Annotated in this window: 25 protein-coding genes; 12 read left to right on the top strand and 13 right to left on the bottom strand. The window is 63.8% G+C overall.

All coding sequences use genetic code 11. The features are described from left to right. Window positions 1–162: 162 nt before the first annotated feature. Window positions 163–1,689, bottom strand: a complete 1,527-nt coding sequence (locus M2281_RS23715; RefSeq protein ID WP_425537794.1) for a sensor histidine kinase — start codon at window positions 1,687–1,689, stop codon at window positions 163–165. Window positions 1,690–1,818: 129 nt separating this feature from the next. Here M2281_RS23715 and M2281_RS23710 point away from each other — a divergent pair, with 129 nt between their 5' ends. Both M2281_RS23710 and M2281_RS23705 read left to right on the top strand, forming a co-directional pair. Further along, window positions 1,819–2,151: a hypothetical protein gene (locus tag M2281_RS23710; RefSeq protein WP_280823668.1), complete on the top strand. Its 333-nt coding sequence runs from the start codon at window positions 1,819–1,821 to the stop codon at window positions 2,149–2,151. A 121-nt stretch (window positions 2,152–2,272) separates the two neighbouring features. Further along, complete coding sequence (locus M2281_RS23705) at window positions 2,273–3,202, top strand: PRC-barrel domain-containing protein (protein WP_280823667.1); 930 nt, start codon at window positions 2,273–2,275, stop codon at window positions 3,200–3,202. Window positions 3,203–3,270: 68 nt separating this feature from the next. Here M2281_RS23705 and M2281_RS23700 read toward each other — a convergent pair whose 3' ends face one another. Continuing rightward, window positions 3,271–4,815, bottom strand: a complete 1,545-nt coding sequence (locus M2281_RS23700) for an alkaline phosphatase family protein (protein WP_280823666.1) — start codon at window positions 4,813–4,815, stop codon at window positions 3,271–3,273. A gap of 211 nt (window positions 4,816–5,026) precedes the next feature. On the opposite strand from M2281_RS23700, the gene M2281_RS23695 reads away from it, so the two are divergent. From M2281_RS23695 to M2281_RS23685, 3 genes are all read left to right on the top strand, one after another. After that, entirely contained in the window at window positions 5,027–5,959 is a 933-nt protein-coding gene (locus tag M2281_RS23695) for a VOC family protein (RefSeq protein WP_280823665.1), read from the top strand. A gap of 66 nt (window positions 5,960–6,025) precedes the next feature. Then, the gene (locus tag M2281_RS23690; protein WP_280823664.1) at window positions 6,026–6,667 is read left to right on the top strand and encodes an alpha/beta hydrolase; all 642 of its coding nucleotides are present in this window, start codon (window positions 6,026–6,028) and stop codon (window positions 6,665–6,667) included. Further along, window positions 6,664–6,963 (top strand): GNAT family N-acetyltransferase, encoded by a 300-nt coding sequence (locus M2281_RS23685; RefSeq protein ID WP_280823663.1) that lies wholly within the window; start codon window positions 6,664–6,666, stop codon window positions 6,961–6,963. Before M2281_RS23690 ends, M2281_RS23685 begins: the two co-directional genes overlap by 4 nt. A gap of 28 nt (window positions 6,964–6,991) precedes the next feature. Here the strand turns inward: M2281_RS23685 and M2281_RS23680 are convergent, their stop codons facing one another. From M2281_RS23680 to M2281_RS23665, 4 genes are read right to left on the bottom strand one after another with little or no spacing between them, the layout of a single operon-like run. Further along, complete coding sequence (locus tag M2281_RS23680) at window positions 6,992–7,231, bottom strand: hypothetical protein (protein WP_280823662.1); 240 nt, start codon at window positions 7,229–7,231, stop codon at window positions 6,992–6,994. A 2-nt stretch (window positions 7,232–7,233) separates the two neighbouring features. Continuing rightward, the gene (locus tag M2281_RS23675; RefSeq protein ID WP_280823661.1) at window positions 7,234–8,487 is read right to left on the bottom strand and encodes an aminomethyltransferase family protein; all 1,254 of its coding nucleotides are present in this window, start codon (window positions 8,485–8,487) and stop codon (window positions 7,234–7,236) included. Between the two features lie 2 nt (window positions 8,488–8,489). After that, entirely contained in the window at window positions 8,490–10,046 is a 1,557-nt protein-coding gene (locus M2281_RS23670) for a phytoene desaturase family protein (protein WP_280823660.1), read from the bottom strand. Beyond that, a complete protein-coding gene (locus M2281_RS23665; RefSeq protein ID WP_280823659.1) occupies window positions 10,033–11,652 on the bottom strand; it encodes a phytoene desaturase family protein in 1,620 nt (539 codons plus the stop codon). The genes M2281_RS23670 and M2281_RS23665 overlap by 14 nt, the downstream gene beginning before the upstream one ends. A 169-nt stretch (window positions 11,653–11,821) precedes the next feature. Here M2281_RS23665 and M2281_RS23660 point away from each other — a divergent pair, with 169 nt between their 5' ends. From M2281_RS23660 to M2281_RS23640, 5 genes are all read left to right on the top strand, one after another. Then, the gene (locus M2281_RS23660) at window positions 11,822–12,622 is read left to right on the top strand and encodes a methyltransferase domain-containing protein (protein WP_280823658.1); all 801 of its coding nucleotides are present in this window, start codon (window positions 11,822–11,824) and stop codon (window positions 12,620–12,622) included. 26 nt (window positions 12,623–12,648) lie between these two features. Next, window positions 12,649–13,335, top strand: a complete 687-nt coding sequence (gene betI / locus M2281_RS23655) for a transcriptional regulator BetI (RefSeq protein ID WP_280823657.1) — start codon at window positions 12,649–12,651, stop codon at window positions 13,333–13,335. Between the two features lie 27 nt (window positions 13,336–13,362). Next, window positions 13,363–14,445 carry a substrate-binding domain-containing protein gene (locus M2281_RS23650; RefSeq protein ID WP_280823656.1) on the top strand — a complete coding sequence of 361 codons (1,083 nt, stop codon included), beginning with the start codon at window positions 13,363–13,365 and terminating at the stop codon, window positions 14,443–14,445. Window positions 14,446–14,540: 95 nt separating this feature from the next. Further along, on the top strand, window positions 14,541–15,617 hold the full coding sequence (locus tag M2281_RS23645) for an extracellular solute-binding protein (protein WP_280823655.1): 1,077 nt from the start codon (window positions 14,541–14,543) through the stop codon (window positions 15,615–15,617). Continuing rightward, on the top strand, window positions 15,614–16,897 hold the full coding sequence (locus M2281_RS23640; protein ID WP_280823654.1) for a flavin monoamine oxidase family protein: 1,284 nt from the start codon (window positions 15,614–15,616) through the stop codon (window positions 16,895–16,897). The genes M2281_RS23645 and M2281_RS23640 overlap by 4 nt, the downstream gene beginning before the upstream one ends. Window positions 16,898–17,008: 111 nt before the next feature. Here M2281_RS23640 and M2281_RS23635 read toward each other — a convergent pair whose 3' ends face one another. The 3 genes from M2281_RS23635 to M2281_RS23625 are packed head-to-tail and all read right to left on the bottom strand — an operon-like array spanning window position 17,009 to window position 19,855. Then, window positions 17,009–18,082: an ABC transporter ATP-binding protein gene (locus M2281_RS23635; RefSeq protein ID WP_280823803.1), complete on the bottom strand. Its 1,074-nt coding sequence runs from the start codon at window positions 18,080–18,082 to the stop codon at window positions 17,009–17,011. A 37-nt stretch (window positions 18,083–18,119) separates the two neighbouring features. Next, entirely contained in the window at window positions 18,120–18,941 is an 822-nt protein-coding gene (locus tag M2281_RS23630; protein ID WP_280823653.1) for an ABC transporter permease, read from the bottom strand. Further along, window positions 18,938–19,855, bottom strand: a complete 918-nt coding sequence (locus M2281_RS23625; RefSeq protein ID WP_280823652.1) for an ABC transporter permease — start codon at window positions 19,853–19,855, stop codon at window positions 18,938–18,940. Before M2281_RS23625 ends, M2281_RS23630 begins: the two co-directional genes overlap by 4 nt. 240 nt (window positions 19,856–20,095) lie before the next feature. Here M2281_RS23625 and M2281_RS23620 point away from each other — a divergent pair, with 240 nt between their 5' ends. After that, window positions 20,096–21,517, top strand: a complete 1,422-nt coding sequence (locus tag M2281_RS23620) for an aminotransferase (protein ID WP_280823651.1) — start codon at window positions 20,096–20,098, stop codon at window positions 21,515–21,517. 189 nt (window positions 21,518–21,706) lie between these two features. Then, window positions 21,707–22,441, top strand: coding sequence for an SDR family oxidoreductase (locus M2281_RS23615; protein ID WP_280823650.1), 735 nt, complete (start codon window positions 21,707–21,709; stop codon window positions 22,439–22,441). Here M2281_RS23615 and M2281_RS23610 read toward each other — a convergent pair. From M2281_RS23610 to M2281_RS23595, 4 genes are all read right to left on the bottom strand, one after another. After that, the gene (locus M2281_RS23610; protein WP_280823649.1) at window positions 22,426–23,322 is read right to left on the bottom strand and encodes a LysR family transcriptional regulator; all 897 of its coding nucleotides are present in this window, start codon (window positions 23,320–23,322) and stop codon (window positions 22,426–22,428) included. The genes M2281_RS23615 and M2281_RS23610 overlap by 16 nt on opposite strands. Window positions 23,323–23,485: 163 nt before the next feature. Continuing rightward, window positions 23,486–23,959 (bottom strand): Cys-tRNA(Pro) deacylase, encoded by a 474-nt coding sequence (gene ybaK, locus M2281_RS23605; RefSeq protein WP_280823648.1) that lies wholly within the window; start codon window positions 23,957–23,959, stop codon window positions 23,486–23,488. A gap of 127 nt (window positions 23,960–24,086) precedes the next feature. After that, entirely contained in the window at window positions 24,087–25,226 is a 1,140-nt protein-coding gene (locus M2281_RS23600) for a helix-turn-helix transcriptional regulator (protein WP_280823647.1), read from the bottom strand. A 324-nt stretch (window positions 25,227–25,550) separates the two neighbouring features. After that, window positions 25,551–26,759, bottom strand: coding sequence for an aromatic ring-hydroxylating oxygenase subunit alpha (locus M2281_RS23595; protein ID WP_280823646.1), 1,209 nt, complete (start codon window positions 26,757–26,759; stop codon window positions 25,551–25,553). Window positions 26,760–26,843 lie beyond the last annotated feature (84 nt).

Genomic DNA, 26,843 nt, shown 5'->3' with positions numbered 1-26,843 from the left:
ACGCGATCCTGAGCTTGCGGAAGGGCGAGGCTCGCGCTTGGCACCAGCAGTTCAGAATGAAGAGGGCTGGCGCCTGCGTTCCTCATCCTGAGGTGCGACCCTGAGCCTGCCGAAGGGGAGCCTCGAAGGACGTACCCAAATTCAGGGGCCGTTCCCGTCAGTTCAAAAATCCACCAGCGGCATCGAGATTTCCGCCCGCACGCCCTCGGGCAGGTATTCGTGCCTGACCTCGCTGGCGAGAATCTTCGATAGGCTTCGCCGGATCAGGATGGAGCCGAAGCCTTGGCGATGCGGCGGCTCGACCCGCGGCCCGCCGCTTTCCACCCAGGTCAGGACCAGCCGCCGCGCGCGGCGGTTGCCCTCGACCCTCCAGCTTAGATCGACGACACCGTCCGGGTTGGATAGCGATCCATGCTGGAGCGCGTTGCCGCCAAGCTCGTGCAGGACAAGGCCAAGCCCCAGCGCCTGGTCGGGCGAAAGCAACAGATGCTCGCCGCTGACCCGGATGCGCGGGTTTTCGGCCTCGTCGAAGGGCAGCACTTCCAGCCTGATCAGCTCGCACAGCGCGATGCCGCGCCATTCGTGGTCGGAAAGCAGCCCATGCGCCCGGCCAAGCGCGCGCAGCCGGGCGGTGAAGGCCACCAGGAATTCGGCCGGGTCCTGCGCGTGGCGCACGCTTTGCGTGGCCAGCGCCTGCACCGTCGCCAGCGTGTTCTTGACCCGGTGATTGAGCTCGCGCAGCAGCAGGTGCTGGCGCTCTTCGGCCGCCTTGCGTTCGCTGATGTCGAAATTGACGCCGAAGATGAGCAGGGGATTGCCCTCCTCGTCATGCTCGATGACGCGTCCGCGCGCGGCCAGCCAGCGCGTCGGGTGCACGCCGGCGACGCGGTATTCGCCGATATATTCCTCGTCGGTGGCGAGCGCGGCACGGAACTCGGCCTCCGCCTTCTTGACGTCGCGGCGGTCTATGGCGCGGAAGATCCGGCGGGCCGACAGACGGGTCGTCGGCGGCAGGTCCAGAAGCTCCGGAAACAGCGTGTCGCACTCGATCGTGTCGGTGCGCAGGTCCCAGGCCCAGCTTGCCAACGAGGCCGCCTCGACGGCGACGACGCGGCGCTTTTCCTCGCGCGCCAGGGCAGCTCGCGCCGCCAGGCCGGTGCGATTGTCTTCCTTGATCTTGAACAGGCTGGCAGCGAGCGCGGCGAGCGAGTGCAGCTGGCCGATCCGGTTTTCGTCGGGTGTCGGGCGCGGCTTGGTGTCCACGACGCTCAGCGTGCCGATTGCCTCGCCCGACACGATGATCGGCGCGCCGGCATAGAAACGGACGTTGAGGCTTCCGGTGACCAGCGGATTGTCGGCAAAGCGCGGATCGGCGGTTGCATCCGGCACCACGAATACCTCGTCGCCGCCGGCGATGGCATGGGCACAGAACGAAACGCCGATGGGAATCTCTTCGACGCCGATGCCCAGGCAGGACTTGAACCACTGGCGATCGGATTCGATCAGGCTGACGAAGGCGATCGGCGCTTGCATGAGCGCGGCGGCGAGCGTGGTCAGCCGATCGAAATCGGCGTCGGCCGGCGCGTCGGCCAGCTGCAAATCGCGCAGCACGGCGATCCGCTGATCGTCGTTCACAGCGCGCAGGACGTCAGCAGGCAAGCCTTGTGCCTCTTTCAATTTGCGCTGCACTTTTCCCCCAATCGCTCCCCCGCACCACTAAGTTTCTGCACTGATCCTCAAAAGTCTACCCTCCTACAAAGGGTAATTTAGTTTGAGTTAATACATCTGCCATGTTGGCAGAACGTTTTCGCGCTTCATGTGGAGATCGACATCGGCCAAAGCAAATCTGGCTGGCTGGGCGAGTTTGCAATCTGGCTTGCGCTTCAGCGCCATCATGAGCTTGGCATCCACGCGACCGATCTTCGGCCGAAGCCGCAAATCGCCTCGGTTTCTGCTCTGCCCGGAACGCCCTATCCACGGCGGATCACCGCTGCAGAATGCATCCGTTGGTCTCCATTTCTGCTGGAAGGCAGCAGCGCCGTCCACGCCTGCCAGAGCGAACTTCCCGCCGCCAACGTGCCGGCAGATGAAAGGTTCCCAAATGCATATACAAATTTTTCAGACGAAGTCTGGCGGTTCCGAGGCCGATAAATTTCGGAACAACGAGGTTTTCGTGACGTTGTCGACACGTGAAAGCCACGTCCCAACAGCTCCCAGCGGCGGTGTGTAACCGCAACGTGGCAGTGCAAAATTCCCGCATAAGGAGAATATCATGTTCCGCAACCTCTTGGCTACGACCGCCATTGCAACGCTGCTGACGACCGCCGCCTATGCGCAGAACACGACAGCACCGGCTCCCGCGAACCCCGCGCCGATGGGCCAGGACAACAATTCTTCAGGCACGCCCGCCATGCGCGCCGACGGCCATCTTGCCAGCAACCTGATCGGCGAGACCGTCTATAACGGCACCGGCGAGGATGCCCAGAACATCGGCAAGGTCAAAGACCTGGTGATTTCACCGAACGGCGCCGTGGAATCGCTGGTCATCGGTGTCGGCGGCTTCCTTGGCCTTGGCGAGAAGAACGTCGCCGTCAACTATGGTGACGCTGACCAGGCCGAGCAGAACGGCAAACGGTGGCTGGTGGTCAACGCAAGCAGAGACCAGCTGAAGACGCTGCCCGACTTCGACCGCCGTGCCTATGACGTCGCTCCGGTCACCGCCGGTGATACGAGCGCGCCCGTTACCAACAACCTGGCGCAGGCGAATGGTGGCGGCGCGATGGCGCGGGCTGCGCCGGGCCACGACAATACGGCCGAGGCGCCGAGCGAACCCGACACCATGACAACGGCCTCGATCGACAAGTCGCAGCTGACGCGGATGCCTGTGGGCGAGATCCGCTCCGAAGAGCTGACCGGCACCACCGTCTACGGCTCCGAGGATGCCAATGTCGGCAAGATCGGTGACGTGGTGCTATCTGGCGACGGCAAGGTCGATGCGGTGATCATCGATGTCGGCGGCTTCCTCGGCATCGGCTCGAAGGAAGTGGCCGTCGGCATGGACAACCTTGCCTTTATGGTCGACAAGGGCGGCACGAAATATCTGTACACCAACTTCACCAGGGATCAGCTCAAGGCCCAGCCGGCCTATGACAAGAGCACCTATTCGGAGAAGCGCGACGAGCAGCGCATGATGCAGCAGTAGCGTTGCCGACGGCGAAGTTGTGAATGGCGAAGAGGACTCGTGCCGGCGACGGCGCGGGTCTTTCTGCATCAGGGCCTGTAGGTGAGGGGGCCTTCGTTGGTGAGTTCGACCAGCGCCAGCGACTGGTCGAGATGGCGGGCGCGCCAGGCGAGCAGCCGTTCTGCGAATTCGAGCCGCACACCGGCGAAGGCCGGGTCGTCGGCGAGGTTGCCGAGCTCGCCGGGGTCTTCCTGAAGATCGAACAGCAGTGGCGGCAGCCCGCCGCCGAAATGGACATATTTGAAACGCTCGCCGCGGATGACCGAGAGATTGCAGTCGCGCGGGCCGATGCCGAAATGCCGTTCGGCGGTGCCTTTTGAAACCGAGCGGAAGTCGAACTCCCAATGTGCCGCGTCGCGCCAGTTCTCCGGCGCCTCTCCTTCAATGAAGGGTTTTAGGGAGTTTCCATCGAGATGGACGGGCACGTCCTCGCCCAGCAGGTCGAGAAGCGTCGGCATGATGTCCACCGCTTCGGTGAAGCGTTCGACTTGCGTGCCCGAGGCCGCCTTGCGGCTTGGATCGCGGATGATCAGCGGGATGTGAAAACTCTGGTCGTAAAAGCCGCCTTTGCCGAGCATGAAGTGGTCGCCCATCATTTCGGCATGGTCCGACGTCAGCACGATGATCGTGTCTTCCCATGCGCCGGTGGCCTTCAGCGCGGCCCAGATACGGCCGAACTGGGCGTCAACTTCCGAGATCATGCCGTAATAGAGCGCGCGGATGGCGCGGAAGTTCTTATCGCCCCAGTCGCGCACCTTGCCCTCGGTGCCGGGGATGAATTTCGAGCGCTTCTGATGTTCGTATTCATAGGCGAGGTAGGGGTGCGTTGCGGCTTCCTCCTGCCAGTCGCCGGCCTGGCGGAAGGCCGGGCCGTCGGCCGGGTCGTACATCGTGTTGTAGGGTTCGGGCACGATGAAGGGCGGGTGCGGGCTGATGAAGGAGAGATGAGCGAACCAGCTTTGCTTCTCCTGCTCGCCCAGCCAGCGGATGAACTCGCCGGCGATGAAGGCCGTCGGCGTCTCGTCCTTCGAATAGACGGGCGGCGCGTTGGTCACGTCGTCTCCGGCAACGCCGGTGGCGGGACGGTGGATGTCCGGGCTGCCGGCGCCGGTATCGATCCCGCGCTGGGAAAGCCAGGAGAGCCACTGCTTCTGGTGCTCGGGCAGCAGCTGGCGCATGGAAAAGCCGGGCAGCACGCCCTCATAGCTGCGCAGGAAGGGGTCGTTAGGTGCAAGCGTCCTCGGGTCAGGCGAGACGTCGGTATAGCCGAACAGCGTCGGGTCGTAGCCGAGGCGGCGGGCGGCGAGCGCGATGTTGTCGTGGCGAGCGTCGAGCGGCGTGCCATTGCGACAGACACGGTTGTTCATCTGGTAGAGACCCGTGTAGAGGCAGGCGCGCGCCGGCGAACAGGGCGCCGCACCGCCATAGTGCCGGCGAAACAGCACGCCCTCGGTGGCCAGCGCATCGGCGTTGGGCGTCTTCACCACACCATGCCCGGCGGCCGACAGGCACTCGCCGCGCCACTGGTCGCAGGTGATCAGAAGAATGTTCGGTCGATTGCCTTTGCGTACCACGCGCTTCCCCCATCATGCGTGCGGAAGTTGGAGCCCAATTTTCGGTATGGCGCAAGCGGCCGTTCGGCAAGTTCAGTGAACGATGCCTGTGTTATTGTTCGATAATCGAAGACAGTCCATTCTGTGACCGGCCTCTTTCCCAAACGCCCTGATGACCGACATATGAGGACGACGAAAGCAGCAGCGGCTGCACGAAGAAAGGGACAAGGACATGCTCGACCAGATCAAGGGTCTGCATCACGTGACCTCGATGGCCAAGGATGCGCGCCAGAACAACGATTTCTTCACCCACAAGCTCGGCCTGCGTCGCGTCAAGAAGACGGTGAATTTCGACGCGCCCGACGTCTACCATCTCTATTATGCCGACGAGGTTGGCACGCCCGGAACGGTGATGACCTATTTCCCCTTCCCGAATATCGGCAAGGGCCGCCCCGGCACCGGTGAGGTCGGCAGGACAATCTTTTCCGTGCCCGAAGGCACGCTTGCCTATTGGGAAAAGCACTTTGCCGAGCAGGGCGTGACCGGCCTGAAGCGCGAGACGCTGTTCGGCCAAAACCGTCTCGATTTCGACGGGCCCGATGGTGACAGCTTTGCGCTCGTCGAGGTTAGGGATGACAAGCGGTTGCCATGGCTGAAGGGCGGCGTGCCGGGCGAGGACGCGATCCACGGCTTCCATTCCGTGTCGCTGCGCCTGAAGGATGGCGGCGCGACCGAGGAGCTGCTGAAGTTCATGGGCTATGAGGCGGTGGACACCGCGGGCAACGTCAAGCGGTTCGCCGTGAAGGACGGCAACGGTGCCGACTTCGTCGACATCGAGACCCTGCCGGGCGTTTCCTATGGCGACCTCGGCGCCGGCTCGGTGCACCATGTCGCCTTCGCGGTGGAGAACCGCGCCAAGCAGCTCGAGGTGCGCAAGGCGCTGATGGACACGGGCTATCAGGTGACGCCGGTGATCGATCGCGACTACTTCTGGGCGATCTATTTCCGGACGCCCGGCGGCGTGCTGTTCGAGGTGGCGACCCACGAGCCCGGCTTCGACCGCGACGAGGACACCGCCCATCTCGGCGAGGCGCTGAAGCTGCCGGCCCAGCATGCGCATCTGCGCCCGTGGCTGGAGAAGAACCTGCAGCCGCTCGCCGACTGACGATCCCCGGCCGGTGGCGAACCCTTCGCCGCCGGCCCCTAGAACCGATCAGGCAAGGAGGCCACAATGTCCAAGGACAGCTACATCTACACGCAGTTGCCCGGCAAGAAGAACGGCCCGGAGCTCTTCCTCTTCCACGGCACCGGCGGCAATGAAAACCAGATGCTCGGCCTTGCGCTCGACCTGTTGCCGGGCGTGGCCGCGATCTCGCCGCGCGGCGACGTTTCCGAATATGGCGCGGCGCGCTTTTTCCGCCGCACCGGCGAAGGCGTCTACGACATGGCCGACCTGGCCGCCCGCACGGCCAAGATGGCGAATTTCGTAAAGGCGCATGTCGCCGAGGCCAAGCCGTCTTCGGTGATCGGCATCGGCTTTTCGAACGGGGCAAACATTCTTGCCTCGCTGCTCTTTGCCGAGCCGGAGCTGTTCGACGCGGCGATCCTGATGCATCCGCTGATCCCGTTCGAACCCGAGGTGAAGGGCAGCCTGGCGGGCAAACGGATCCTGATCACCGCCGGACGGCGCGATCCGATCTGCCCGCCCGAGCTGACCACGCGGCTCGACAGCTATTTGCGTGCGAACGGCGCCAATGTCACACTCGAATGGCATGAAGGTGGGCACGAGATGCGACAGAACGAGCTTGTTGCGGCAAGAGGTTTTCTTGCGCCCTACAGGTTGGAACAGGCAGGCCAGGAGGTGCGGACGTGATTGAGAACCTAGCTGAAATCGAACTCGAGGATAACGGCTCCAAGGGGCGCTATGTGCTGCGCGAGCCAGGCGGCGCCGAGGCGGAGATGACCTTCACCCGCATCGGCGAACACCGGATCATCATCGATCATACCGAGGTGCCGGACGCTTTTCGCGGGCAGGGCGCGGGGCTGCGGCTGGTGACGCGGGCGGTCGAGGATGCGCGCGCTGCCGGCAAGAAGATCATTCCGCTCTGCCCCTTTGCCAACGCGCAATTCCGCCGCCATCCCGAATGGGCGGATGTGCTGCAGGGCTGATTTTCCCTTGAGACCGCGGGGCGCGGCGCTATCGCTGCGCCTCCATTTTTTTCAGCCAATCCTTGCCCACGCCGCGGTCGCGGATGATCGGCAGCGGATCTGTCGAGTCCAGCCGCGAGCAGATGCGGTAGACTTCAAGCGTCTCGGCATCCATGTCGCCGCGCTTGTGAAACCACATCGCCGCCGCATAGCGGGTGCGGCCGGACCATTCTTCGCCCAGCGGCGTGTTTACGAGCCGCCACTGTTCGGCGAATTCGGCATCGGTCATGCTCAGAACTCCGCAGGCGGGCTCGCGGTGCGGCGGTCGAGTTTTACGAAGGGCCGCGCCACCACCTTTGCCCGCTTCATCAGCCGCTCGTATTTCAGCTCACGCATGGCATAGATCTCGACCCAGAGGTCGTCCGTAATCGCATCGCCATAGGGCCGGGCGAGACTTGCCAGCGCGATGTTGCGCTTGGCCATGGGCGACCAGATGGCCGCGCTGACGAGCCCGACCTCCTTCTTCTTGCGATGATAGACGATGGCGTGCTCGGCGGGAATGTTGCCCTCGATCTCCAGCCCGACCAGGACATGCTGCAGCTTACCCTTCGCGCGCGCTTCGACGATGGCGCGGCGGCCGTTGAAATGGCCCTTTTCCAGATCGACCATGAAGCCCAGCCCGATCTCGTCGGGCATCCGCACGCGGTCGGCCCGGATGGCATGTTCGGCGGTGACGAAATCGGCATTGGCGACGATCAGCCCGGCCTCCAGCCGCGCGCGGTTGAGCGCGGTGTAGCCGATGGCGCGGATGCCACGCAGCTCGCCCGCCAGCCAGAGGCGGTCCCACAGGCTGAGCGCGAGACGCGTTTCGACGAAGAGCTCGTAACCCAGATCGCCCGTAAAACCGGTGCGCGAGATGGTGACGCTGCCGTCCTCATGCGGGAATTCGGCAAGGTCGAAAATCCTTAGGCGCTCCACGCCTTCGAAACCGGCCTCGCGCAGGATCGCGAAGGAAGTCGGGCCCTGCAGGGCGAGCGCGGCGACCGCTTCGGTTTCCTCGGAGACGGTGACGGCGAAGCCGATGGCGCTGTCGAGCAGCCAGGGCAGATGGCGCTCCTGGCAGCAGAGCCTGAAACGGTTCGGCGCGAGGAGGAAGAGCGTGCCGTCGTCGAGCACATGGCCGGCATCGTCACACCAGGCGGTGTAGTGGACGCGGCCGGGCTTGAGCTTCGTCACATCGCGGAGCGTAAGTCGGTTGAGAAAGCTTTCTGCGTCCGGCCCCTCGATCCGGTATTTCGTCATCGGCGAGATGTCGAACAGTGCCGACTGGCTACGGATCGCGAAATATTCCAGCTCCTCGTCCCATAGCGAGGCAGGCGCGCGGTAGCCGCCCCAGTCATACCAGTCATTGGTCTTCATCAGCGCGTCGATGCGCGGCTGAAACGGCGTATCGAGGCGCAATGTGCGGAAGTGCAGCTGGGCGGGGGTGTGAGCAGGTCGGATCGTCGGCTGCTCAGCCACGGGTTTTACGGCCGTCTTTGACATGCTCAGCCCCTCATCTCGATGATCCGCCGCGCCGCGTTTAGGCCCGGCACACCGGAAATGCCGCCGCCCGGATGCGAGCCGGCGCCGCACAGGAACAGCCCGTCGACGGGCGTATCGTAACCGGCTGCGCCGAAGGCGGGGCGCGACATCATCATCTGGTCGGCCTGCAGCTCGCCATGGTGCCAGTGGCCACCGGGCATACGGTAGCGGGCTTCGAGGTCGGCGGGCGTCAGCAGTTCGGCATGACGCACCAGCTTGCCGATGCCCGGCGCGTAAAGCTCGAGCTGGGCCATGATGGCGGCCAGAAACTTCGGCTTGCCGGCCTCCCAGCCTTCCTTCAGCCCATAGGGCGCATATTGCACGACGGCCGAGAGCACGCAGGCGCCGCTTGGCGCGAGCGTGGGGTCGGATAGGCTGGGCAGGGTGATCTCCATCACCGGCTCGGGAGAAAACTCGCCATATTTGGCGGGATTGAAGGCGCGTTCGACATGGTCGGAGGAAGGCGCAATCACCAGGCGGCCGCGGTGGCCGGCGGCATCGACGCCGGAAAATTCCGGCGGCCGGTCGAGCGCAAGATGCAGCTTCGCCGCATCGCCCTTCATGCGGATATTGTTTACCCGCCGGACGAAGCCTGTGTCGATTTCGCGCGTGCCGACTAGCTCCAAAAAGGTGCTGCGCGGGTTGATGGCCGAGACCACCGTGCGGGCGCGGATTTCCTCGCCGCTGTCGAGGGCGACGCCCGTGGCGCGACCCTTTTCGACGAGGATTTTTGCCACCGGCGCATCGGCGCGGATGCTGACGCCGGCAGTCTTTGCCGCGCGCAGGATGGAAGCGACCACCGCGCCCATGCCGCCTACGGGCAGCGCCTGCGCGCCTGGCTGGCCGCCGATCCCGCCGGCAAGGCGATAGTAGAGGCCGAGCAGCGAGGTAGGCGAGCGCGGGCCGAGATGGCTACCGAGAGTGGCGTCGAAGGCGAGCAGGCCCTTCAACCGGTCGTCCTCCAGATGCTCGTCGGCAACGTCCGAAACGTTCATCAGCAGCATGCGCAGGAAGTCGCGCATGTCCTCCTTACCGAGCCGGCGCAGCGACAGGCCGGTCATGGCGAAGGCCGATGTCTCCATCAGCGACATGTTGCCGAGGTCGGGCGGACGGCGCGTGAGCAGCGGCTTCAGGATGCTGGCATAGCGCAACAGCTGGGCCCGCAATTCCTGCCAGGCCGCTGCCTCCGAGGCCGAGGCGCCGGAGAGGCTTTCGCCATAGGCGCCATGCAGCGTGAGCGGCTTGCCGTCGCGCGAGAGCGCAACGCTCGGCGCTATCGGGCCGAAGGCGAGGCCATGGCGCTCCAGCTCCAGCGATTTCACCACTTCGGGATGCAGGCGGTTGAGCAGGTGGGCGGGCGAGGCGCGGAAGCCGGGCGCAAACTCTTCGGTGCGGGCCGCGCCGCCGATGTCGCCGGCGGCTTCCAGCACCAGCACCTTGCGTCCGCTTTTTGCCAGGGTCGTTGCGGCGACAAGACCGTTGTGGCCGCCGCCGATGACGATTGCATCAAATGACGTCATGGGCCGGGCTCATATGCTTGGTGTCGCGCGAGAGGTCGCGCAGGATTTCGTTTGCGGCGTTGCGGCCGGGCGCCCCCATGACACCGCCGCCGGGATGGGTGGATGAGCCGCAGATGTAGAGGCCGTCGATGGGCGAGCGATATTGCGCGTAGCCGGGCACCGGGCGGTTGAACAGCAGCTGGTCGAAGGTCAGCTCGCCCTGGAAGATGTTGCCCTCGGTGAGGCCGACCTCGGCCTCCAGCTCGCGCGGCGTGCGGACTTCCATGTGTACGATGCGGTCGCGGAAGCCCGGCGAATAGTCGGCGATCTGCGAGACGACCGTTTCGGCGAAGGCGTCGCGGTCGGCGTCGGTCCAGTCGCGGCCTTCCACCTTGGGCGGGCAATATTGCACGAAGCAGCTCATGAAATGCTTGCCCGGCGGGGCCATGGTCGGATCGAGCATGGTGGGCATCATCATGTCGAGGAAGGGATCGGCCGACCAGCGCCCGGCCTTCCAGTCGTCATAGCCGCGCTCCATGCGCTCGACCGAGTCGGTAAAATGCATGTCGCCGCGATAGCAGGGCGAATCCTTGGGCAGCGCGGGGAATTCGGGCATGGAATCCAGTGCGATGTTCACCTTGCCCGACGAGCCGCGCATCTTGAAGTTCTTGACGCGGCGCAGGAACGTGCCTGGCAGTTCCCTCTCCTCGACGAGCTTCAGGAAGGTGCGCTTGACGTCGGCATTGGAGACGACGAGCTTGCCGGAAATCTCTTCGCCATCGGCCAGAACCAGCCCGCGCGCCTTGCCGTTCTTGACCAGCACCTGTTCCACTTCCGCCCCGGTGCGGATGGTGCCGCCGGACGCGCGAAAGCTGTCGGCCAGGGCCTTGGTGACGGCACCCATGCCGCCGCGCGCATAGCCCCAGGCGCCGACCGAGCCGTCCACTTCGCCCATATAGTGGTGCAGCAGCACATAGGCCGTACCGGGCGACATGGGGCCGAGTGCTGTGCCGATGATGCCCGAGAGCGCGAAATTGGCCTTGATGACGTCGGTCTCGAAATATTCGTCGAGGAAGTCGGAGATCGACATGGTCCAGAAGCGCAGCGTGTCGGCCATTTCAGCAGCGCTGAGCCTGGCGAATTTCTTGCCGAGATAGATGAGCTCGCCGATGTCGCGGGGGCGAAAACTGGTCGGATCGGGGGCAGTGCGCATCAAAAGCGGCTGGATGAAGCGGCACTGGCGCGTCACATCACGGGCGTAGCGGTCGTACGCTTCTGCATCGCGGGCGGAAAAACGCGCGAATTCGCGGCGATGGGCGTGGTGGTCGCGGTAGTTGGCGAGATAGTCGCCATCGCGCGTGAACACCGCGCCGCCCTCATAGGAGATGACCTGCAGGCCGAAGCGAGGCAGCTCGAGGTCGCGCATGATCTCGGGCCGGAACAGCGAGCAGACATAGGAACAGTTGGAGTAGAGGAAGCCCGGCGTGAGCGAGCGGCTAGTGGCCGCGCCGCCGATCCAGTCGTTCTTCTCCACCACGAGCACGTCGAGCCCAGCGCGCTGGAGGTAGCAGGCATTGACGAGCCCGTTGTGCCCGGCGCCGATGATAATGGCGTCCCAAGTCTTCATTCCGGTTCCCGCTCTTATGTTCTTTTCCCGGAAGTCTGGCACGGGGAAGCTGGCTCTGTCCAGAGATTCTGAATGAATGTTCAACAAATGGAGAGTTGCGTTTTGTGGCGGGTGGAGTAGGCTTCGAAAAAATTTCGACGTTGGATATTTCCGCTGGGAGGGTGGAACAATGATCGAAAGGGCCGATGCAGAGCCGGAATATGACGACACCGCCATACGCTTTTTGGAAGCGTTGTGGGGCGAAGGCTACCTGTCGCCCGGCGGGCCGGAGGAGGTGGATCGCGTGGTTGCCGGGCTTTCGTTAGCCGGCAAGCGCATCCTCGACATCGGCTGCGGGGCGGGCGGCATTGCGCTGCATCTGGCGGAGAAGCACGGCGCGGCGCATGTGACCGGCTTCGACGTCGAGGCTCCGGTGCTGACGGTGGCGCGCAAGCGCGCCGAACAGCGTGGCCTATCGGACCGAGTTTCCTTCGTGCAGGCGCCGCCCGGCCTGTTGCCCTTCGCCGATGCTTCCTTCGATGTTGTGTTCTCCAAGGACGCACTGCTGCATGTGCCCGACAAGCAGGCGCTGTTTGCCGAGATTTTTCGCGTGCTCAAGCCCGGCGGGGTGTTTGCCGCGTCGAACTGGATGATCGGCCATGACGGCGAGCCGTCTGCCGAGATGCAGGCCTATGTGGCGGCCGAGGGTCTGAGCTTTGCCATGCGCTCGCCCGCGCATTACCGCAAGGCGATGGAGGCGGCGGGCTTTCGCGACATCACCGTTGTCGACCGCAATCCCTGGTATCGCGACGTTGCGCGTGGCGAGCTCGAGCGGCTGAAAGGCCCGCTCTACGCGCCGGTCGCGGCCGTCGTGGGGGCCGACTATGTCGCCGGGAACATCAGAACCTGGGAGGCGATGCAGAAGGTTCTTGACAGCGGGGAGCACCGTCCCACTCATCTGCGCGGATGGAAGCCGGACGAGGGTCGTTGACGGCGATGTGGAGCATGGCGGCAGGGATGAAGACGACGCAGCGGGCCGAGAAGGCCCCGGACAAGGGTGACGCGGAGCGACGCAGCCGCAAGGCCTCCAAGGAAACCCGGCAACTGCAGCTCATCGAGGCCACCATCGATTCCCTTGCCAAGCGCGGCTATGCCGACACCACCATGGCCGATGTGGCCGATGGCGCGGGCCTGTCGCGCGGCATCGTGAACTTCCACTTCGAGAGCAAGGAAAAGCTGCTCGTCGCCACGCTGCAGCATATGTACGACGAGTATTCCGCCCATTGGCGGAGCGCCCTGCAGAAGGCCGGCGAGGATCCGGCCCGGCGGCTGCATGCGCTGGTGGCGGCCGATTTCGACCGCTCGATCTGCAACAAGCGCAAGCTTGCCGCCTGGTGCGCCTTCTGGGGGGAGGCCAAGTCGCGCCCGACCTACCAGGCGCTGAGCGGCTCGCGCGATCAGGATTACCAGCAGACCATCATCGACCTGTGCGAACAGCTGAAGCAGGACGCCGGCTATCTTTATGATGCCGAGGCCACGGCGGTGGGCCTCAGTTCCATGCTGGAAGGTCTTTGGCTGCGCCTGATGATGGGCGCCGAGAACATGACGCGCGAAAGCGCTTACCGCGCGGCGGTGGAATATCTGGTTTCGGTCTTTCCCAAGCACTTCTCGCGGGAGGGCGAGACGGGGGAGAAGATCGCGTGAAAACATAACAACCGAAGGATGGGAACGATGACGGTGGTGATGAAACGGCTTTCGCTGGCGCTGGCGCTGGCCAGTGTGCTGACGGTTCCGCTCATGGGGAGCGCTGTCGCAGCCGACAAGGATCTGACGATCTTCGACTGGGCCGGCTACGAGGATCCGTCGTTCCACCCGGCCTATGTCAGCAAGCATGGCGACTCGCCCACCTTCACCTTCTTCGGCGACGAGGACGAAGCTTTTGAGAAGATGCGTTCGGGCTTCAAGGCCGATCTCGGCCATCCCTGTTCGCAAAGCGTGGTGAAATGGCGCGAGGCCGGGCTGTTGCAGCCGCTCGACCCGGCCAAGATCGCCGACTGGAAAGATCTCAACCCCGGCATCATGGCGATGAAGAACCTCGCCACCGACGAGAGCGGCAAGGTCTGGTTCATGCCGTGGGACTGGGGCAACACCCAGCTCACCTACAATACCGAAAAGGTCGACGCGAAGGATGTGCAGTCGGTCAAGGCCTTTGCCGATCCCAAGTTCGAGGGCCGCGTCTCCATTGGCGACAATGTCGACGACGCCTATGCGCTGGCCGCTCTGGCGATCGGCCTGAAGGACTGGACGCAGATGACGGACGAGCAGTTCAAGCAGGCGTCCGACTTCCTGCGCCAGGTACACAAGAATGTCCGCCTCTATTGGACCGACACGACCAACATCGTGCAGGCCCTCTCGGGCGGCGAGGTCGACCTGGCCTGGGCCTGGAACGACGCCGCCGTGCAGTCGGCGGCCGCGGGTGCCCCCATCCAGGCCAAGAAGGACACCGACGAAGGCATTTCCACCTGGGTGTGCGGCTATGTGCTGTTCAAGGACGCGCCGGGCAATGCCGACAAGGCCTATGACTATCTCAATGCCATCAATGAACCCGAAGTGGCCAAGGTGCTGGTGGGCGACTGGGGCTATGGACAGGCCAATGCCAAGGGTATGGCGGCGGTCGACCAGACGGTGTTGAAGGAAAAGGGTTATGACGACGTGCAGAAATTCGTCGACAAGACCTTGTTCCAGCAGCCGCTACCAACCGAGCTCAAGCAGAAGATGATCGCCGAGTTCGAAAAGATCAAAGCCGGCTACTGACGTTACTTGGATACGTCCGGAGTGTGTCTTTCCAGTTGACGCGTGCAACGGGAAGGCATTCTCTGGACGGCATCACCAGCGGGGGTCGCTCAGCCATGCAGCCAGTAAGTCGCCGCCTTGCCTTCCTTGCCTCGATAGCCGTCATCATTGCAGCACCACTGCCGGCAAAAGCCGCGGGCGGCTCGCCCATCGTCTTCGAGTGGTCGGGCTATGAGGAGCCCGCACTCCACCCGGCCTTTAGCGCCAAATATGCCGAGCCGCCGGAATTCGCCTTCTTCGGCGACGAGGACGAAGCCTTCGAGAAGATGCGCGCCGGCTTCAAGGCCGATCTTGCGCATCCTTGCGCCCAGAACGTGGTGAAGTGGCGGGATTCCGGCCTGCTGCAGCCGCTCGATCCCACCAGGATCGCCGGCTGGAAGGACCTCAACCCTGGCATCATGGCGATGAAGAACCTCGCCACCGACGACGCCGGCACCGCCTGGTTCATGCCCTTCGACTGGGGCAACACCGCTCTCATCTATCGCACCGACAAGGTGACGCCCGAGGAGGCGAAATCGCTGAAGATCTTCGCCGACCCGAAATACAAGGGTCGCGTGACGATCGGCGACAATGTCGACGACGCCTATGCGCTGGCAGGCCTGGTCATCGGCCTGCGCGACTGGACGAAGATGACCGACGAGCAGTTCAAGCAGGCGTCCGATTTCCTGCGCGAGGTGCACAAGAACGTCCGCCTCTACTGGACCGACAGCACGGATATCAACCAGGCCTTCAGCAATGACGAGGTCGATCTGGCCTGGGCCTGGAACGAGACCGTCACCTCGCTGAAGAAGGAGGGCATCCCGCTGGAGATGAACCGTGACACCAGTGAAGGGCTCTCCACCTGGGTGTGCGGCTATGTGCTGCTGAAAAATGCGCCGGACAGCATCGACCGCGCCTATGACTTCCTCAGCGCGCGCAACGCTCCCGAGGTGTCGGACTATATGGTCACGACCTTCGGCTACGGCCACGCCAACGCCAAGGGCATGGCGGGGATCGACTCGGCGGTGCTGACCGAAAAGGGTTATGCGAATGTCGACCAGTTCCTCGACAAGACGCTGTTCCAGTCGCCGCTGCCCAACGAACTGAAGCAGAAGATGATCGCCGAGTTCGAGAAGATAAAGGCCGGCTATTGAGCATCGAGCGTGTTGATGCCGTCGTCGTCGGGGCCGGCTTCACCGGCCTTTCGGCGGCGCAGGAGCTTTCGCGCGCCGGCCGCAGCTTCGTCGTGCTCGAGGCGCGTGACCGGGTGGGCGGGCGTGTCGAGGCGCGAGCCAATGGCCTTGGCGAGGCGATAGACACCGGCGGCCAGTTCCTCTGTGAGGATATGCCGGAACTGATGGCGCTGGTGCAGGCGCGCGGCAAGACGCTGGTGGAAGCCCATGTCGACGGCGAGTTCATCACCCAGCCGCCTTTGCCGGGCGACGAGGCCGAGCGAACCTATCTCGGCGCCATGGCGATCCGCGAACGGATGAACGGCATCGAGCCACACGATCCGGCCATCGCCGGCATGACCGTCGCCGCATGGCTCGAACGGCAGGTCGACCCGGCGGATGCCAAGGCCGGCTTCCGCTCCATGATCGAGGGTCTTTGGTGTCAGGCGCTGGAAAAGATTCCGCTGTGGCACCTGATCGACAACGACCGCCGCATCACCAACGAGCAGTCGGAACTGCAGTATTTTTTAGCCGAGACCATGCAGTCGCTGGCCGACGATCTGGCACGCGATCTCGGCGGCCGGCTGCGGCTCAACTCGGCGGTGATGGGCATCGAGCATGCGCCGGGCGGCGTCCGGGTTGTGGCGGGCGGTCGCGTCTTCGAAGCCCGCTCGGTGCTGGTCGCCGTGCCGCCGATGATGGCCTCGAAGCTCGTTTTCTCGCCGCCGTTGCCGGATCGGCTGTCACGGGCGCTCGGCGTCTGGCACAGCGGCGTGGTGATAAAAATTCTGGTCCGCTATGCCCGTGCCTTCTGGCGCGACCGGGGCCTGAGCGGCATGGTCATGTGGCGAAGCCTGCCGGGCCTCTTCGCCTGCGACGTCAGCAAGGACGAAGTCCACCCGGCGCTGGTCGTCTTTATCGGCGGGCCGCTGGCGTTGCGCTGGGGCGGGCTAGACGATGCGGCGCTGCGTACTGAAGTAATGTCGCGGCTGGTGGCGGCGATTGGGCCGGAAGCGGGCGAGGTGCTCGACTTCAGCTTTCGAAGCTGGATCGACGATGCCTGGAGCGGCGGCGCCTATAGCGATCTCATCCTCGACGTTCACGCCACGGATGCGGAAGACGTGCTTCTGGCCGGCGCCCCGCCGGTGCATTTCGCGTCGTCGGAACTGTCGCCATCGTTCCCCGGCTATATCGAAGGCGCGATCGTGGCCGGCCGGATCGGCGGGCGGAAGGTGCTGGCTGATTTGCAGGAAACGACCTGAATCGCAGCGAAACTTTGGTGCGTCCTTCGAGGCTCGCCCTGAGGTGCGACCCTGAGCGCCAGCGGTCCTCATCCTGAGGTGCGAGCGTAGCGAGCCTCGAAGGACGCACCTTCAATCCGCCAACGCCACCAGCGCGTCGGGATCATAGGCGAGGCGGATGGGGGCGCCGACGGGAATGTCGTCGGCGCCAAAATCGTTGGTCTCGGTCACCGAAAGCGGCTTTTCGAGCCCCGGTATTTCCACGATCAGATGGGTGATCTCGCCGAAATAGTGGCGCTCGACGACACGGCCGGCGACCTCGAATTTAGATTTCGCATCCTCCCACAGCACGCGCAGCCGCTCGGGCCGGATGCCCAATGTGGCGCCGCCGCCATTGCGCACGAAGGCTTTTGGCTTCTCGGTTTTCACACGGCCGAAGCCCAGCGTGTCGACCACCAGCGAGGAGCCGTTCTCCTCCACGATCTCGGCCTTGACGAAATTCATGCCGCCGAGGAAGTCGGCCACCTGCCGGTTCACCGGGCGCTGGTAGATCTCCTTGGGCGAGGCGACCTGCGCGATACGCCCGCCGAACATCACTGCGATGCGGTCGGACATGGCCAGCGCCTCGTACTGGTCGTGCGTGACGAGGATGAAGGTGATGCCGACCGCCTGCTGCAGCCGGCGCAACTCCACCTGCATCTGCTCGCGCAGCTTCTTATCCAGCGCCGAAAGCGGCTCGTCGAGCAGCAGCACCTTCGGTCGCATGACGAGCGCTCGCGCCAGCGCCACGCGCTGCCTCTGGCCGCCGGAAAGCTCGTGCGCGCCGCGTTTTCCCAGGCCCGTCAGCGAGACTTGCGCCAGCGCCTCATCGACGCGGCGCTTTTCCTCCGAAGCGCCGAGCTTCAGGCGCCTCAGCCCATAGGCGACGTTCTGTTCGACATTGAGATGCGGGAAGATGGCATAGCTCTGGAACACCATGTTGGTGGGCCGCCGGTTGGCCGGAATGCCCGCCATGGACTGGCCGCCGACGGCGATGGTGCCGGTGGTCGGGTTGTCGAAGCCGGCGATCATCCTGAGAAGCGTGGTCTTGCCGCAGCCGGACGGCCCGAGCAGCGAGAAGAACTCGCCCTCGCGAATGGTCAGCGAGGCATCGTCCAGCGCCTTGAAGGCGCCGTAGCTGCGCGTGACATGCGAAATCTCGATCATCGTGCGATCGCTCTGCGAGCGTTCGGGCATCGGTTTCTCAGGCAAGGACGCCTCCGGTGTTCTGGGTGCGGCGCGCGGCGCGGCGGCGCAAAAGTTCGGCGATGGTGAGGAGCAGGAACGAGCCGACCAGCAGCAGCGTGCCGAGCGCCAGCACGCCCGGCAGTTTTGAGGCGAAGCGCAACTGGCCCCAGATGTAGATCGGCAGCGTCGGCTCAGTGCCGGTGAGGAAGAAGGCGATGATGAATTCATCCAGCGAGATGGTGAAGCAGACGAGCAGGCTGGAGATGATGGCCGGCGCCACCATCGGCAGCGTCACCCGCCGGAAGGTGCCGAAAGCGGTTTCGCCGAGATCGGCGGAGGCTTCTTCAAGGCTGCGGTCGAACCCCTCGAAGCCGGAGGTCAGCACGCTGAGCGAATAGGGGATGCACACGAGCACATGGCCGAACACCACCGTGACCAGCGACAGCGCGAGGCCCAGCTGCAGCATCACCAAGAGCATCGAAACGGCCAGGATGATCTCCGGCAGCACCAGCGGCGCCATGATCAGGCCGTTGATGGCGCGGCGGCCCGGAAAGCGATAGCGCGTGATGGCGCGTGCCGCGCAGATGCCCAGAATGGTGGAGAGGAGTGCTGCCGCAATGCCCACCATGAGGCTGTTGCGGGTGGCGTCGATCAGCGCCGGCGTGTTGGGTAGGTCGCGGTACCACTGCAGCGTAAGCCCGGCGAGCGGGAATTTCGGCGAAGCCGAGGTGTTGACCGAAAAGATCGGCAGGAACACCACCGGCAGATAGAGGAAGACGATGTAGAGAAAGGCGTAGGCCGGCAGCCAGCGCGACAGGATGTTGCGTATTGCGGTCATCGTGCCAGCCTCGCCGCCGAGCGGATGATGAGCACCGTGGACGCCGCCATCGCCGTCACGACCAGCATGGTCGTCACCGAAAGGGCCGCGCCCAGCGGCCAGTTGGCCCCCTTGCCGAACAGGGCCTGGATGGCATTGGCAATCATCACCCCATCCTTGCCGCCGACCAGCTTGGGCGTGACGAAGTCGCCCACAGTCGGGATCATGACGATGAGGATGGCCGAGACGATGCCCGGCACCGACAGCGGCAGGGTTATGCGCAGGAAGCGGCGCAGCGGCCCGTCGCCAAGGTCGGTCGCTGCCTCGATCAGCGAGCGGTCGATTTTTTCAAGCGACACGAAGATCGGCAGGATGGCGAAGGCGGCCCAGGCGTGGGTGAGCGTGATGACGACGGCACTGGTGTTGTAGAGCAGCGCCGTCGACGGCTCCTTGATGATGCCGAGCCCCATCAGGCCCGAATTCAGCACGCCGTTGTAGCCGAGGATGACCTTCCACGACATCACGCGCAGCAGGTAGCTGGTCCAGAAGGGGATGGTGATGAGGAACAGCCACAGCCCCTTGTGCCGTCCGCCATGGAACGAGATGTAGAAGGCGATGGGATAGGCCAGCACCACCGTGAAGAAGCTGACCAGCAGCGAGATCCACAGCGAGCGCATCAGAAGGTCGAGATAGATCGGTTCGGTGACCGCGATGCGGTAGTTTGCCAGCGTGAAGGTGCGGTCGATGGTGAGGTAGTTCTGCGTCCAGAAGCTGTGCGCGACCACGACCAGGATCGGCATCACCAAAAGCACCAGCGCGTAGAGGAAGGTGGGGCTGATCAGGGCGAAGCCCTGTGCGGCTTCCGATTGCAGAAGGGAGGTTCGTTGGCGCCCCCTGAGACCGAGAGGCTGTGACCCTTCCGCAGCGGCCGTCATTGGTGCGGCTCGCGCGAATATGCCGGTTCGAATGCGTTCCGCATGACCATCCCATTATCTTTGCCGGCGTCACGGTTCCCTGCGTGCGCCGGCTTTTCATCATCTTGAGCTCATCCTCGGATTGAAATCAAGCGCTATTTCTGTGATATTGATTGAACGGACATTCAATATGATGTTGAATGTCGTCTGGTCCCTGCCGTATGGGCGGCCCGGGGCGGCGCGTTTCGGAAAGGGGAGAAAATGGCTGCGGCACAGGACATGATGACGGTGATGGCCGGCGAGGCGCTGACCGGCGAAGAGGCGGTGGAACTCGCCAAGCGCCATCTGGTGCAGCCATGGCCGACCGCCGGCGAGATCGGCGCCGAGGCGCGCAGCCTGATCGGCGAGGGCGACGGCATCTACATCACCGACGGCACCGGCAAGAAGCTGATCGACGGGCCGGCGGGCATGTGGTGCACCAATGTCGGCCACCGCCGCGAGGAGCTGGCGCGGGTGATGTACGACCAGTCCATGCAGCTTTCCTACAACACGCCCTGGTACACGATGAACGAGGCCTCCGCCGTGCTGGCCGAGCGCATTGCTGGCCACGCGCCGGGCGATCTCAGCCACGTCTTCTTCACCACCGGCGGCTCGTCGGCGGTGGAAAGCGCGCTGCGCTTCATGCAGTTCTACAACAATGTGCGCGGCCGGCCCGAGAAGAAGCTGATCCTGTCGCGCGGCGGCGCCTATCACGGCTCGACCTATCTGTCGGCTTCGCTCAACGGCCGCCCGCGCGACCGCGACTGGATGGATGGCGCCGACGACCTTGTGATAAAGCTGTCGTCGCCCGACCCGTTCCGCCGACCGGCGGGCATGAGCATCGTGGCCTTCACGGACAGCCTGGTGGCCGAGTTCGAAGAAACCGTGAAGCGCATCGGCGCCGACAAGATCGGCGCCTTCGTGGGCGAGCCGGTGCAGGCTTCCGGCGGCGTCATCGTGCCGCCTGACGGCTATCTGCCGCGCATCCGCAAAATCTGCCGCGACAACGATATTCTTTACGTTTCGGACGAGGTGGTGACCGCCTTCGGCCGGCTCGGTCATGTCTTCGCTTCCGAGGACGTGTTCGGCATCGACCCCGACATCATCACCTTCGCCAAGGGCGTGACCTCGGGCTATTTCCCGCTCGGCGGCATGATCGTGTCACAGCGCCTGCTTCAGGAACTGCGCCGCTCCAACCATCCGACGGCGATGTATGCCCATGGGCTGACCTATTCGAGCCATCCGGTGGGCTGCGCGGTGGCGCTGAAAAATCTCGACCTGCTCGAAGGCGGCATCCTTGCGCATGCGCGCGCCGTGGCGCCCTATTTCCAGGCGCAGCTGAAGAGCCTGGAAGAGCTGCCGCTGGTGGGCGAGGTGCGTGGGCTCGGCCTCATGGCCTGCGTGGATTGCGTGGCCGACCGCGAGAGCAAGAACCCGCTGGAGCTCGACCGCAATGTCGGCATGCGCATCGACGCGCATTGCCACGAGCTCGGCCTCCTGGTGCGGCCGCTGATCAATATGTGCGTGATGTCGCCGCCGCTGACGATAACCAAGGAGCAGATAGACGACATGGTGGGCATTCTGCGCGAGGGCATTTCGCGCACGATGGACGATCTGCGGAAAGAGGGCGTCTGGCGGGGGTGAGTGGGCTTGAAAGTATCGCCTCTCGCAGAGCTTAGTCAGGCATTCCCGTGACTTCGATCTGCTGTCATCGGATTCGGCGATGACCACAATCGTATCTTCCCGTTTCCTTCCGTCACTCGCAGCGGGCTAGTTCTCTGGCAGTTCGGGGCGCAGCGTGGCGCCTTGCGGTACGGCTTGAGGAGACTGTCTTTGGAAGATCGAAATTCGCATGAGCATGTCCTTATCGTCGGCGGCAGCTCGGGAATGGGACTTGCCCTTGCCGAGAAGCTGCTTGCGACAGGTATCGCGGTCACGATTGCGGGCAGAAGTGCCGAGCGACTCGCGCAGGCCCGGGCAAAACTTGGCAATGCGCCCCGGCTACAAACCGTTGCCGCCGATGCTACGTGTGAGGAGGATGTAGTGCGGCTGTTCAGTTCGGCCGGTGACATCGATCACATCGTATCGACTGCCGCCGATGTTAGCGGTGTCTATGTGCTGCTGCCTTCCATGGATATTTCCATCGCGCGCCGGGTCTTGGACTCAAAGGTAATCGCGCCTCTTCTGCTGGCAAAGCATGGCGCACCGCGTCTTACCGCTGGCGGCTCCATCACCTTCACGTCCGGGATCGCGGCTTATCGGCCTGCGCCGAAGGGGACCGTGGTGGCCGCGATCAACGGGGCGATCGAATCTCTCGTTTATGCGCTTGCGCTCGAACTCGCGCCGATACGCGTGAATGCGATCTCGCCGGGTTGGGTCGACACGCCTATCTGGGGTTCGGTTGCGGGCGAGGGAGCAGCGGTCACGCTGGCAGCCATGGCAAAGAGGCTCCCAGTCGGGCGCGTCGGCGAGGCGAGCGATATCGCGCACGCAATCGAGGCGGTCATGCGGAACGGCTTTATTTCCGGCACGGTCGTTCACGTCGACGGCGGTCAGCGTCTGGTGTGATCGACGAAGAATTCCCTGGCGGTGGTTAGGAATGCCGCCACCGCCGGCGACCGAACGCGTTTGCGACGCCACATCATCGTCATGGGCACTGTGCGGCTACTGCCCTTCCATGCGATCGCGACCAACCTTTCGGATTGCTCCAGGAGGGCTGCTCTCGGAACGAGGGCGCAACCCAATCCGGCATCCACCAAGCCTCTGATCGAGCCGATGCTCGCAAACTCTCCGACAAGCTTGGGACGTTCCGGCAATGATTGGGCGAATGCCTCGTCGAACATTCTGCGGTAGACACAGCCCTCCTGCGTCACAAGAAACACGTCTTCAGCGAGGTCCTCGGGCCCGGCCTCCAAGCGTCCCGCCAACCGATGTCCGGCTGGCAGGATGACCAGAAGGTCCTCCTGCATAACTGTTTCGCTTTGAAGGTCCAGCCCCGCCATCGCTTGCCCGAAGATGAAGCCGACATCGAGGTCCCCGCTCCTGATGCCACTTCGTAAGCCGCTGCTGTCTGCTGTTCTCAGCGTCAGTTCCACGGTTGGGTGCCGGCGGTGGAACTCCGCAAGTAGTTGCGACAGCCGGGCCGTGCAAAGCGTTTCCAGGCCGCCAATGGTGAGGCTTCCCGATACGTCGGAAGCGCCAGTGACTGCGGATTGCGCTTCCTCGGCCAGCTTGAGCAACTCGGCTGCGTAGCCCAGCAGGCGCTCGCCCGCCGGTGTGAGAGTGATCCCCTTTCGCGACCGGTCAAATAGCCGCGCACCGATGTCAGCCTCGAGCGTCTGCACCTGTTCGGTGACACTCGACTGGGAAAGATGAATGCGTTCGGCCGCTCGGGTGAAGTTCAGAGTATCGGCAACCGCAACGAATGTCCTGAGATGGCGAAGTTGCATGCCGTCCTCAATGTCGGGGTGTGCGGTTGGGAGAGACCGCGAAGCCGTCGGTGTTCCGTGCCGGCAGGCATTCTAGCTGGCGAAGAAAGAAAGCATCAAGGCCTCCTCGTCTAGTGGCTGTTATCTCTGGCCACTGGTGGGCAAGGTGTTTTCAAGGGCGGCATTATCGAATGAGGTCCGCCACCTTGGCTCCCAGCGCCTGGATAAGATCGTCGGGGCGCATGCGGATCTGCAGGCCTCTCTGGCCGCCATTGAGGAAGACGTCGTCCTCAAGGGTGGCCATTTCCTCCACGGCCGTCGGCACCTGCTTGCGCTGGCCGAAGGGGCTGATGCCGCCAACCTTGTAGCCGGTCAGCCGCTCGGCGTCGGCCGGTTTCATCATGTTCGCCGACTTGCCGTCGAAGGCGGCCGCTACCTTCTTCATGTTGACCTCCTGATCGGAGGGCACCACCACGCAGGCCGGTTTACCGTCGACCTCGACCATCAGCGACTTGAGCACGATCGAAGCCGGAACCCCCATTGCATCAGCGGCCTGCAGGCCGACGCGCTCGGCGCCAACGTCGTAGTCATAGGTGGCGAGGGTGAATTGTATGCCGGCTTTGGTCAGCGCAAGCGTGGCGGGCGTGGTCTTGGACATGGCCTTTCTGTAGCAGAGCCGGCGCGACGAGCAAGATGGTCGGTTTAGGCCAAGGACGTCGGGCCCGTCGGCGAGGCGCTACTTGCTGCGGGCAATGTCCGCGGCAAGACCTTGGCAGAAGGGGCGCTTACCTCGCCGGGGGCAGCATCTGCATGGCCAGTCGCATCAGGTCAGCCTGACGGCAGGTACCGGTCTTGGCAAAGATGTTGCGAAGATGCGTCTTGGCCGTGGTCTGGGCAATGTCGAGGTGCGCTGCCACTTCCGTCAGGGTCTTTCCGGACAGGAAACCGGCAAGAAAGCGCGTTTCCGCCTGAGTGAGCTCGAAGGTAGTGGCGAGTGCCTTGGCTGCTGCCCGTTCGTCCGCCGGCGCGCCGATGAAGATCGCTGCGACCGCAGCCGGCTCCATCTCCCTGCGCCGATCGCTGCCGGCCATCGGCAGCACATGCGCGAACACCGGCTTTTCGTCGGACGCGGTGAGGCGAACGGCAAGGCCGGTCGCGCCGATGGTCGTTTCGTCTTCCGCCGCGAGCAGGATCGCCGCCCGTAGCTCTCGCGCGGCGGACGGATGGCGAACTCGCAAGACGCCGCGGTCATTTCGCAGCGGGCCGCCGTTACAAAACATTCGCTCGGCGGCGCGGTTGGGATGCAAGATGGCGCCGCGCCTGTCGATCAGCACTACCCCGCAGGACAGTGCGTCCAGCGCGTCCGCGAGTTGTCGATGCTCGATGGCCTGTGCGTCGAGCACGCGGCTGATTGTGACGGCCCGTCGCAAATGCGGCAGGAGCAGCGCGGCGAGTTCGATTTCCCGCTCGGTCGCCACGCCATAACGCTCATGATGCATGATGACGAGCTCAGAGACATGCGTCGGCGTCTGCATGAGGAACAGATGCATTACATCGGCAATGCCCAGCGGGGCGAGCACATCCTTCACATAGGGAGACACGCCAGCATCGTACGAAGGGAGGTGGCGCGAGGCGATGAACGGGGCGTCTAGCGAAGGCGCGACGGCCAGCCACTCCGAAACCCGCGCATGGATTTCCGTCAGGTGGCGATCACGGCGCTCGCGCCATTCAGGTGTCCAGCCGACGCTTCTGTCGATCAGCAGTCGATCCGAACGCATGTCGTTCAAGGAAAGTATGATGGACTCGCCATCGAACACCTCCTTGACCTCGGCAAGCGTCGCATCCCAGCGTGAGGGGTCGAGGGTGCAATCGTAGATCGTTCCGATCAGTTCGGAGAACCTTTTCTCCGACAGAAGGCTGGTCATGACTATGCCCTCCACTGCCGCGGCCGTTTAGCCGGCTCGTCGCGGCGCGCCACCCAAGACGATTGCGCTCAATTTCTCCCCGAAGCGCCCGATGCGCAAGCACAAGAAGCATGCTTGGTTTCGACTTTGTCGACAAGGATTGCCCGGATGGGTCGAGTTCGAGCCTGGCTGCAAACCATAAACGATCTGTTTTATGAAGTGGTCAGGCTCTTGATGTTCATCAGGTCGGACACCAAAAAACGCAAATAGCCATTCGATTCGCGCGAGCAACGATGAGGCGGCTAAGGGCACTCCCCAAGCCGCCTCATCATGTCGTTGGCTGTCTCAGGCATGAGGAGTGTGTGGCCGCATCGCCTCGTTGATGCCGGCCATCTCCGTCTCGTCAGGGGCGGCTTCCAGGGCCAGCACCGGAAGCCGGGCGCGCAGATGGTCGTGATGCGTGCGCACGCCATATTCGAGGTCGGAGAGGTAGAAGCCGGCAAAGGCCTCCGACAGCATGGATTCGTTCGACCAGATCGAGAGCTGGACGTCCTCCGCCTGGGTGTCGCGGTCGATGCGGTATGACAGGTAGCGAGCCGCGGCCTGTTCACGGCTTTCGTCGCGGTAGCGATAGATCGCGCTGCGCAGCAGCGTCTCGCCGGTCGACAGCGGGAACTCCTGGTAGAACTGCGTGGTCTCCGGCGTCACCGCGATCACCGCATTGGGGAACATGCCGTAGTAGATCCAGGCCTTCTTCAGCCGGTCGGGCAGGTGCGTCGGCTCGGGCGCGACATTGACATAGCGCCCGACGCTCCAGCGGCGGCCGGCATGCGGGTTGTAGGTGGCAAAGGAGCGTGACACGCCGTTGACGAATGGCTCGTCATAATAGCTTGCGCCATAGAGATCCTGCAGCGCCGGGTGGGCCATGGCGACGTGGTAGCCTTCATTGTCGACGTCGCGCACCGACTTCCAGTTGACCGGGCTGGTCTGTGTCCACACGCCGTTTGCCGGCACCATCTCGGCGATACCGTAGTGCGACAGCTCCTCTTCGAAGGGGCGCAGGAGTTCGGCGACCGAGGGCTGCGGGCCCTTGCGGAAGCGGATGAAGATCAAACCCATCCAAATTTCGAGTTCGAGCGGCGCAAGGCCAAACTCGTTCTTGTCGAGCTCAGGGAAGGATTTCGGCTTTGCTGCGCCGCGCAGCGTGCCGTCGAGATTGTAGACCCAGCCGTGGAACGGACACACCAGCGCGTTCTTGCAGCTCCCGCGCTCGTCGGCGACCACGCGGCTGCCGCGATGGCGGCAGATATTGTGGAAGCCGCGCACAACGCCATCCTTGCCGCGCACCACGAGCGCGCGCTCGCCCACCACGTCCATGGTGAGATAATCGCCCGGCTCCGGCACGTCGGAAACGTGGCCGATGATCTGCCAGTGATTGCGGAAGAGATGCTCCTTCTCCAGCTCCAGCAGGGCCGGGCTGTGATAGGCCCAGCCGGGCAGGCCGCGGCGGTCCCAATCGGTCGGAACCCTGATGTCGCGAATGTGCGGATTCATGGTGGCACCCCTGTTTCTTATTGAATTATCATTCAATATAAACACATTTATCGTTTAAATGCAATAGTTTATGGATTTTCGATA

It is taken from the genome of Pseudaminobacter soli (ex Li et al. 2025), assembly GCF_029892515.1.
In the GTDB taxonomy this organism is placed as follows: domain Bacteria; phylum Pseudomonadota; class Alphaproteobacteria; order Rhizobiales; family Rhizobiaceae; genus Pseudaminobacter; species Pseudaminobacter soli_A.
Note: the sequence above shows the minus strand (reverse complement) of the source record. Positions and strands in the feature narration are given on the sequence as shown.

What these genes read in the sequence shown, in the direction of transcription:
- M2281_RS23705 (WP_280823667.1), top strand. Translation starts at nt 2,273, where the DNA reads ATGTTCCGCAACCTCTTGGCTACGACCGCCATTGCAACGCTGCTGACG.
- M2281_RS23695 (WP_280823665.1), top strand. Translation starts at nt 5,027, where the DNA reads ATGCTCGACCAGATCAAGGGTCTGCATCACGTGACCTCGATGGCCAAG.
- M2281_RS23690 (WP_280823664.1), top strand. Translation starts at nt 6,026, where the DNA reads ATGTCCAAGGACAGCTACATCTACACGCAGTTGCCCGGCAAGAAGAAC.
- M2281_RS23680 (WP_280823662.1), bottom strand. Translation starts at nt 7,231, where the DNA reads ATGACCGATGCCGAATTCGCCGAACAGTGGCGGCTCGTAAACACGCCG.
- M2281_RS23675 (WP_280823661.1), bottom strand. Translation starts at nt 8,487, where the DNA reads ATGTCAAAGACGGCCGTAAAACCCGTGGCTGAGCAGCCGACGATCCGA.
- M2281_RS23670 (WP_280823660.1), bottom strand. Translation starts at nt 10,046, where the DNA reads ATGACGTCATTTGATGCAATCGTCATCGGCGGCGGCCACAACGGTCTT.
- M2281_RS23665 (WP_280823659.1), bottom strand. Translation starts at nt 11,652, where the DNA reads ATGAAGACTTGGGACGCCATTATCATCGGCGCCGGGCACAACGGGCTC.
- M2281_RS23660 (WP_280823658.1), top strand. Translation starts at nt 11,822, where the DNA reads ATGATCGAAAGGGCCGATGCAGAGCCGGAATATGACGACACCGCCATA.
- betI (WP_280823657.1), top strand. Translation starts at nt 12,649, where the DNA reads ATGAAGACGACGCAGCGGGCCGAGAAGGCCCCGGACAAGGGTGACGCG.
- M2281_RS23650 (WP_280823656.1), top strand. Translation starts at nt 13,363, where the DNA reads ATGACGGTGGTGATGAAACGGCTTTCGCTGGCGCTGGCGCTGGCCAGT.
- M2281_RS23645 (WP_280823655.1), top strand. Translation starts at nt 14,541, where the DNA reads ATGCAGCCAGTAAGTCGCCGCCTTGCCTTCCTTGCCTCGATAGCCGTC.
- M2281_RS23635 (WP_280823803.1), bottom strand. Translation starts at nt 18,082, where the DNA reads ATGATCGAGATTTCGCATGTCACGCGCAGCTACGGCGCCTTCAAGGCG.
- M2281_RS23630 (WP_280823653.1), bottom strand. Translation starts at nt 18,941, where the DNA reads ATGACCGCAATACGCAACATCCTGTCGCGCTGGCTGCCGGCCTACGCC.
- M2281_RS23625 (WP_280823652.1), bottom strand. Translation starts at nt 19,855, where the DNA reads ATGACGGCCGCTGCGGAAGGGTCACAGCCTCTCGGTCTCAGGGGGCGC.
- M2281_RS23620 (WP_280823651.1), top strand. Translation starts at nt 20,096, where the DNA reads ATGGCTGCGGCACAGGACATGATGACGGTGATGGCCGGCGAGGCGCTG.
- M2281_RS23610 (WP_280823649.1), bottom strand. Translation starts at nt 23,322, where the DNA reads ATGCAACTTCGCCATCTCAGGACATTCGTTGCGGTTGCCGATACTCTG.
- ybaK (WP_280823648.1), bottom strand. Translation starts at nt 23,959, where the DNA reads ATGTCCAAGACCACGCCCGCCACGCTTGCGCTGACCAAAGCCGGCATA.
- M2281_RS23600 (WP_280823647.1), bottom strand. Translation starts at nt 25,226, where the DNA reads ATGACCAGCCTTCTGTCGGAGAAAAGGTTCTCCGAACTGATCGGAACG.
- M2281_RS23595 (WP_280823646.1), bottom strand. Translation starts at nt 26,759, where the DNA reads ATGAATCCGCACATTCGCGACATCAGGGTTCCGACCGATTGGGACCGC.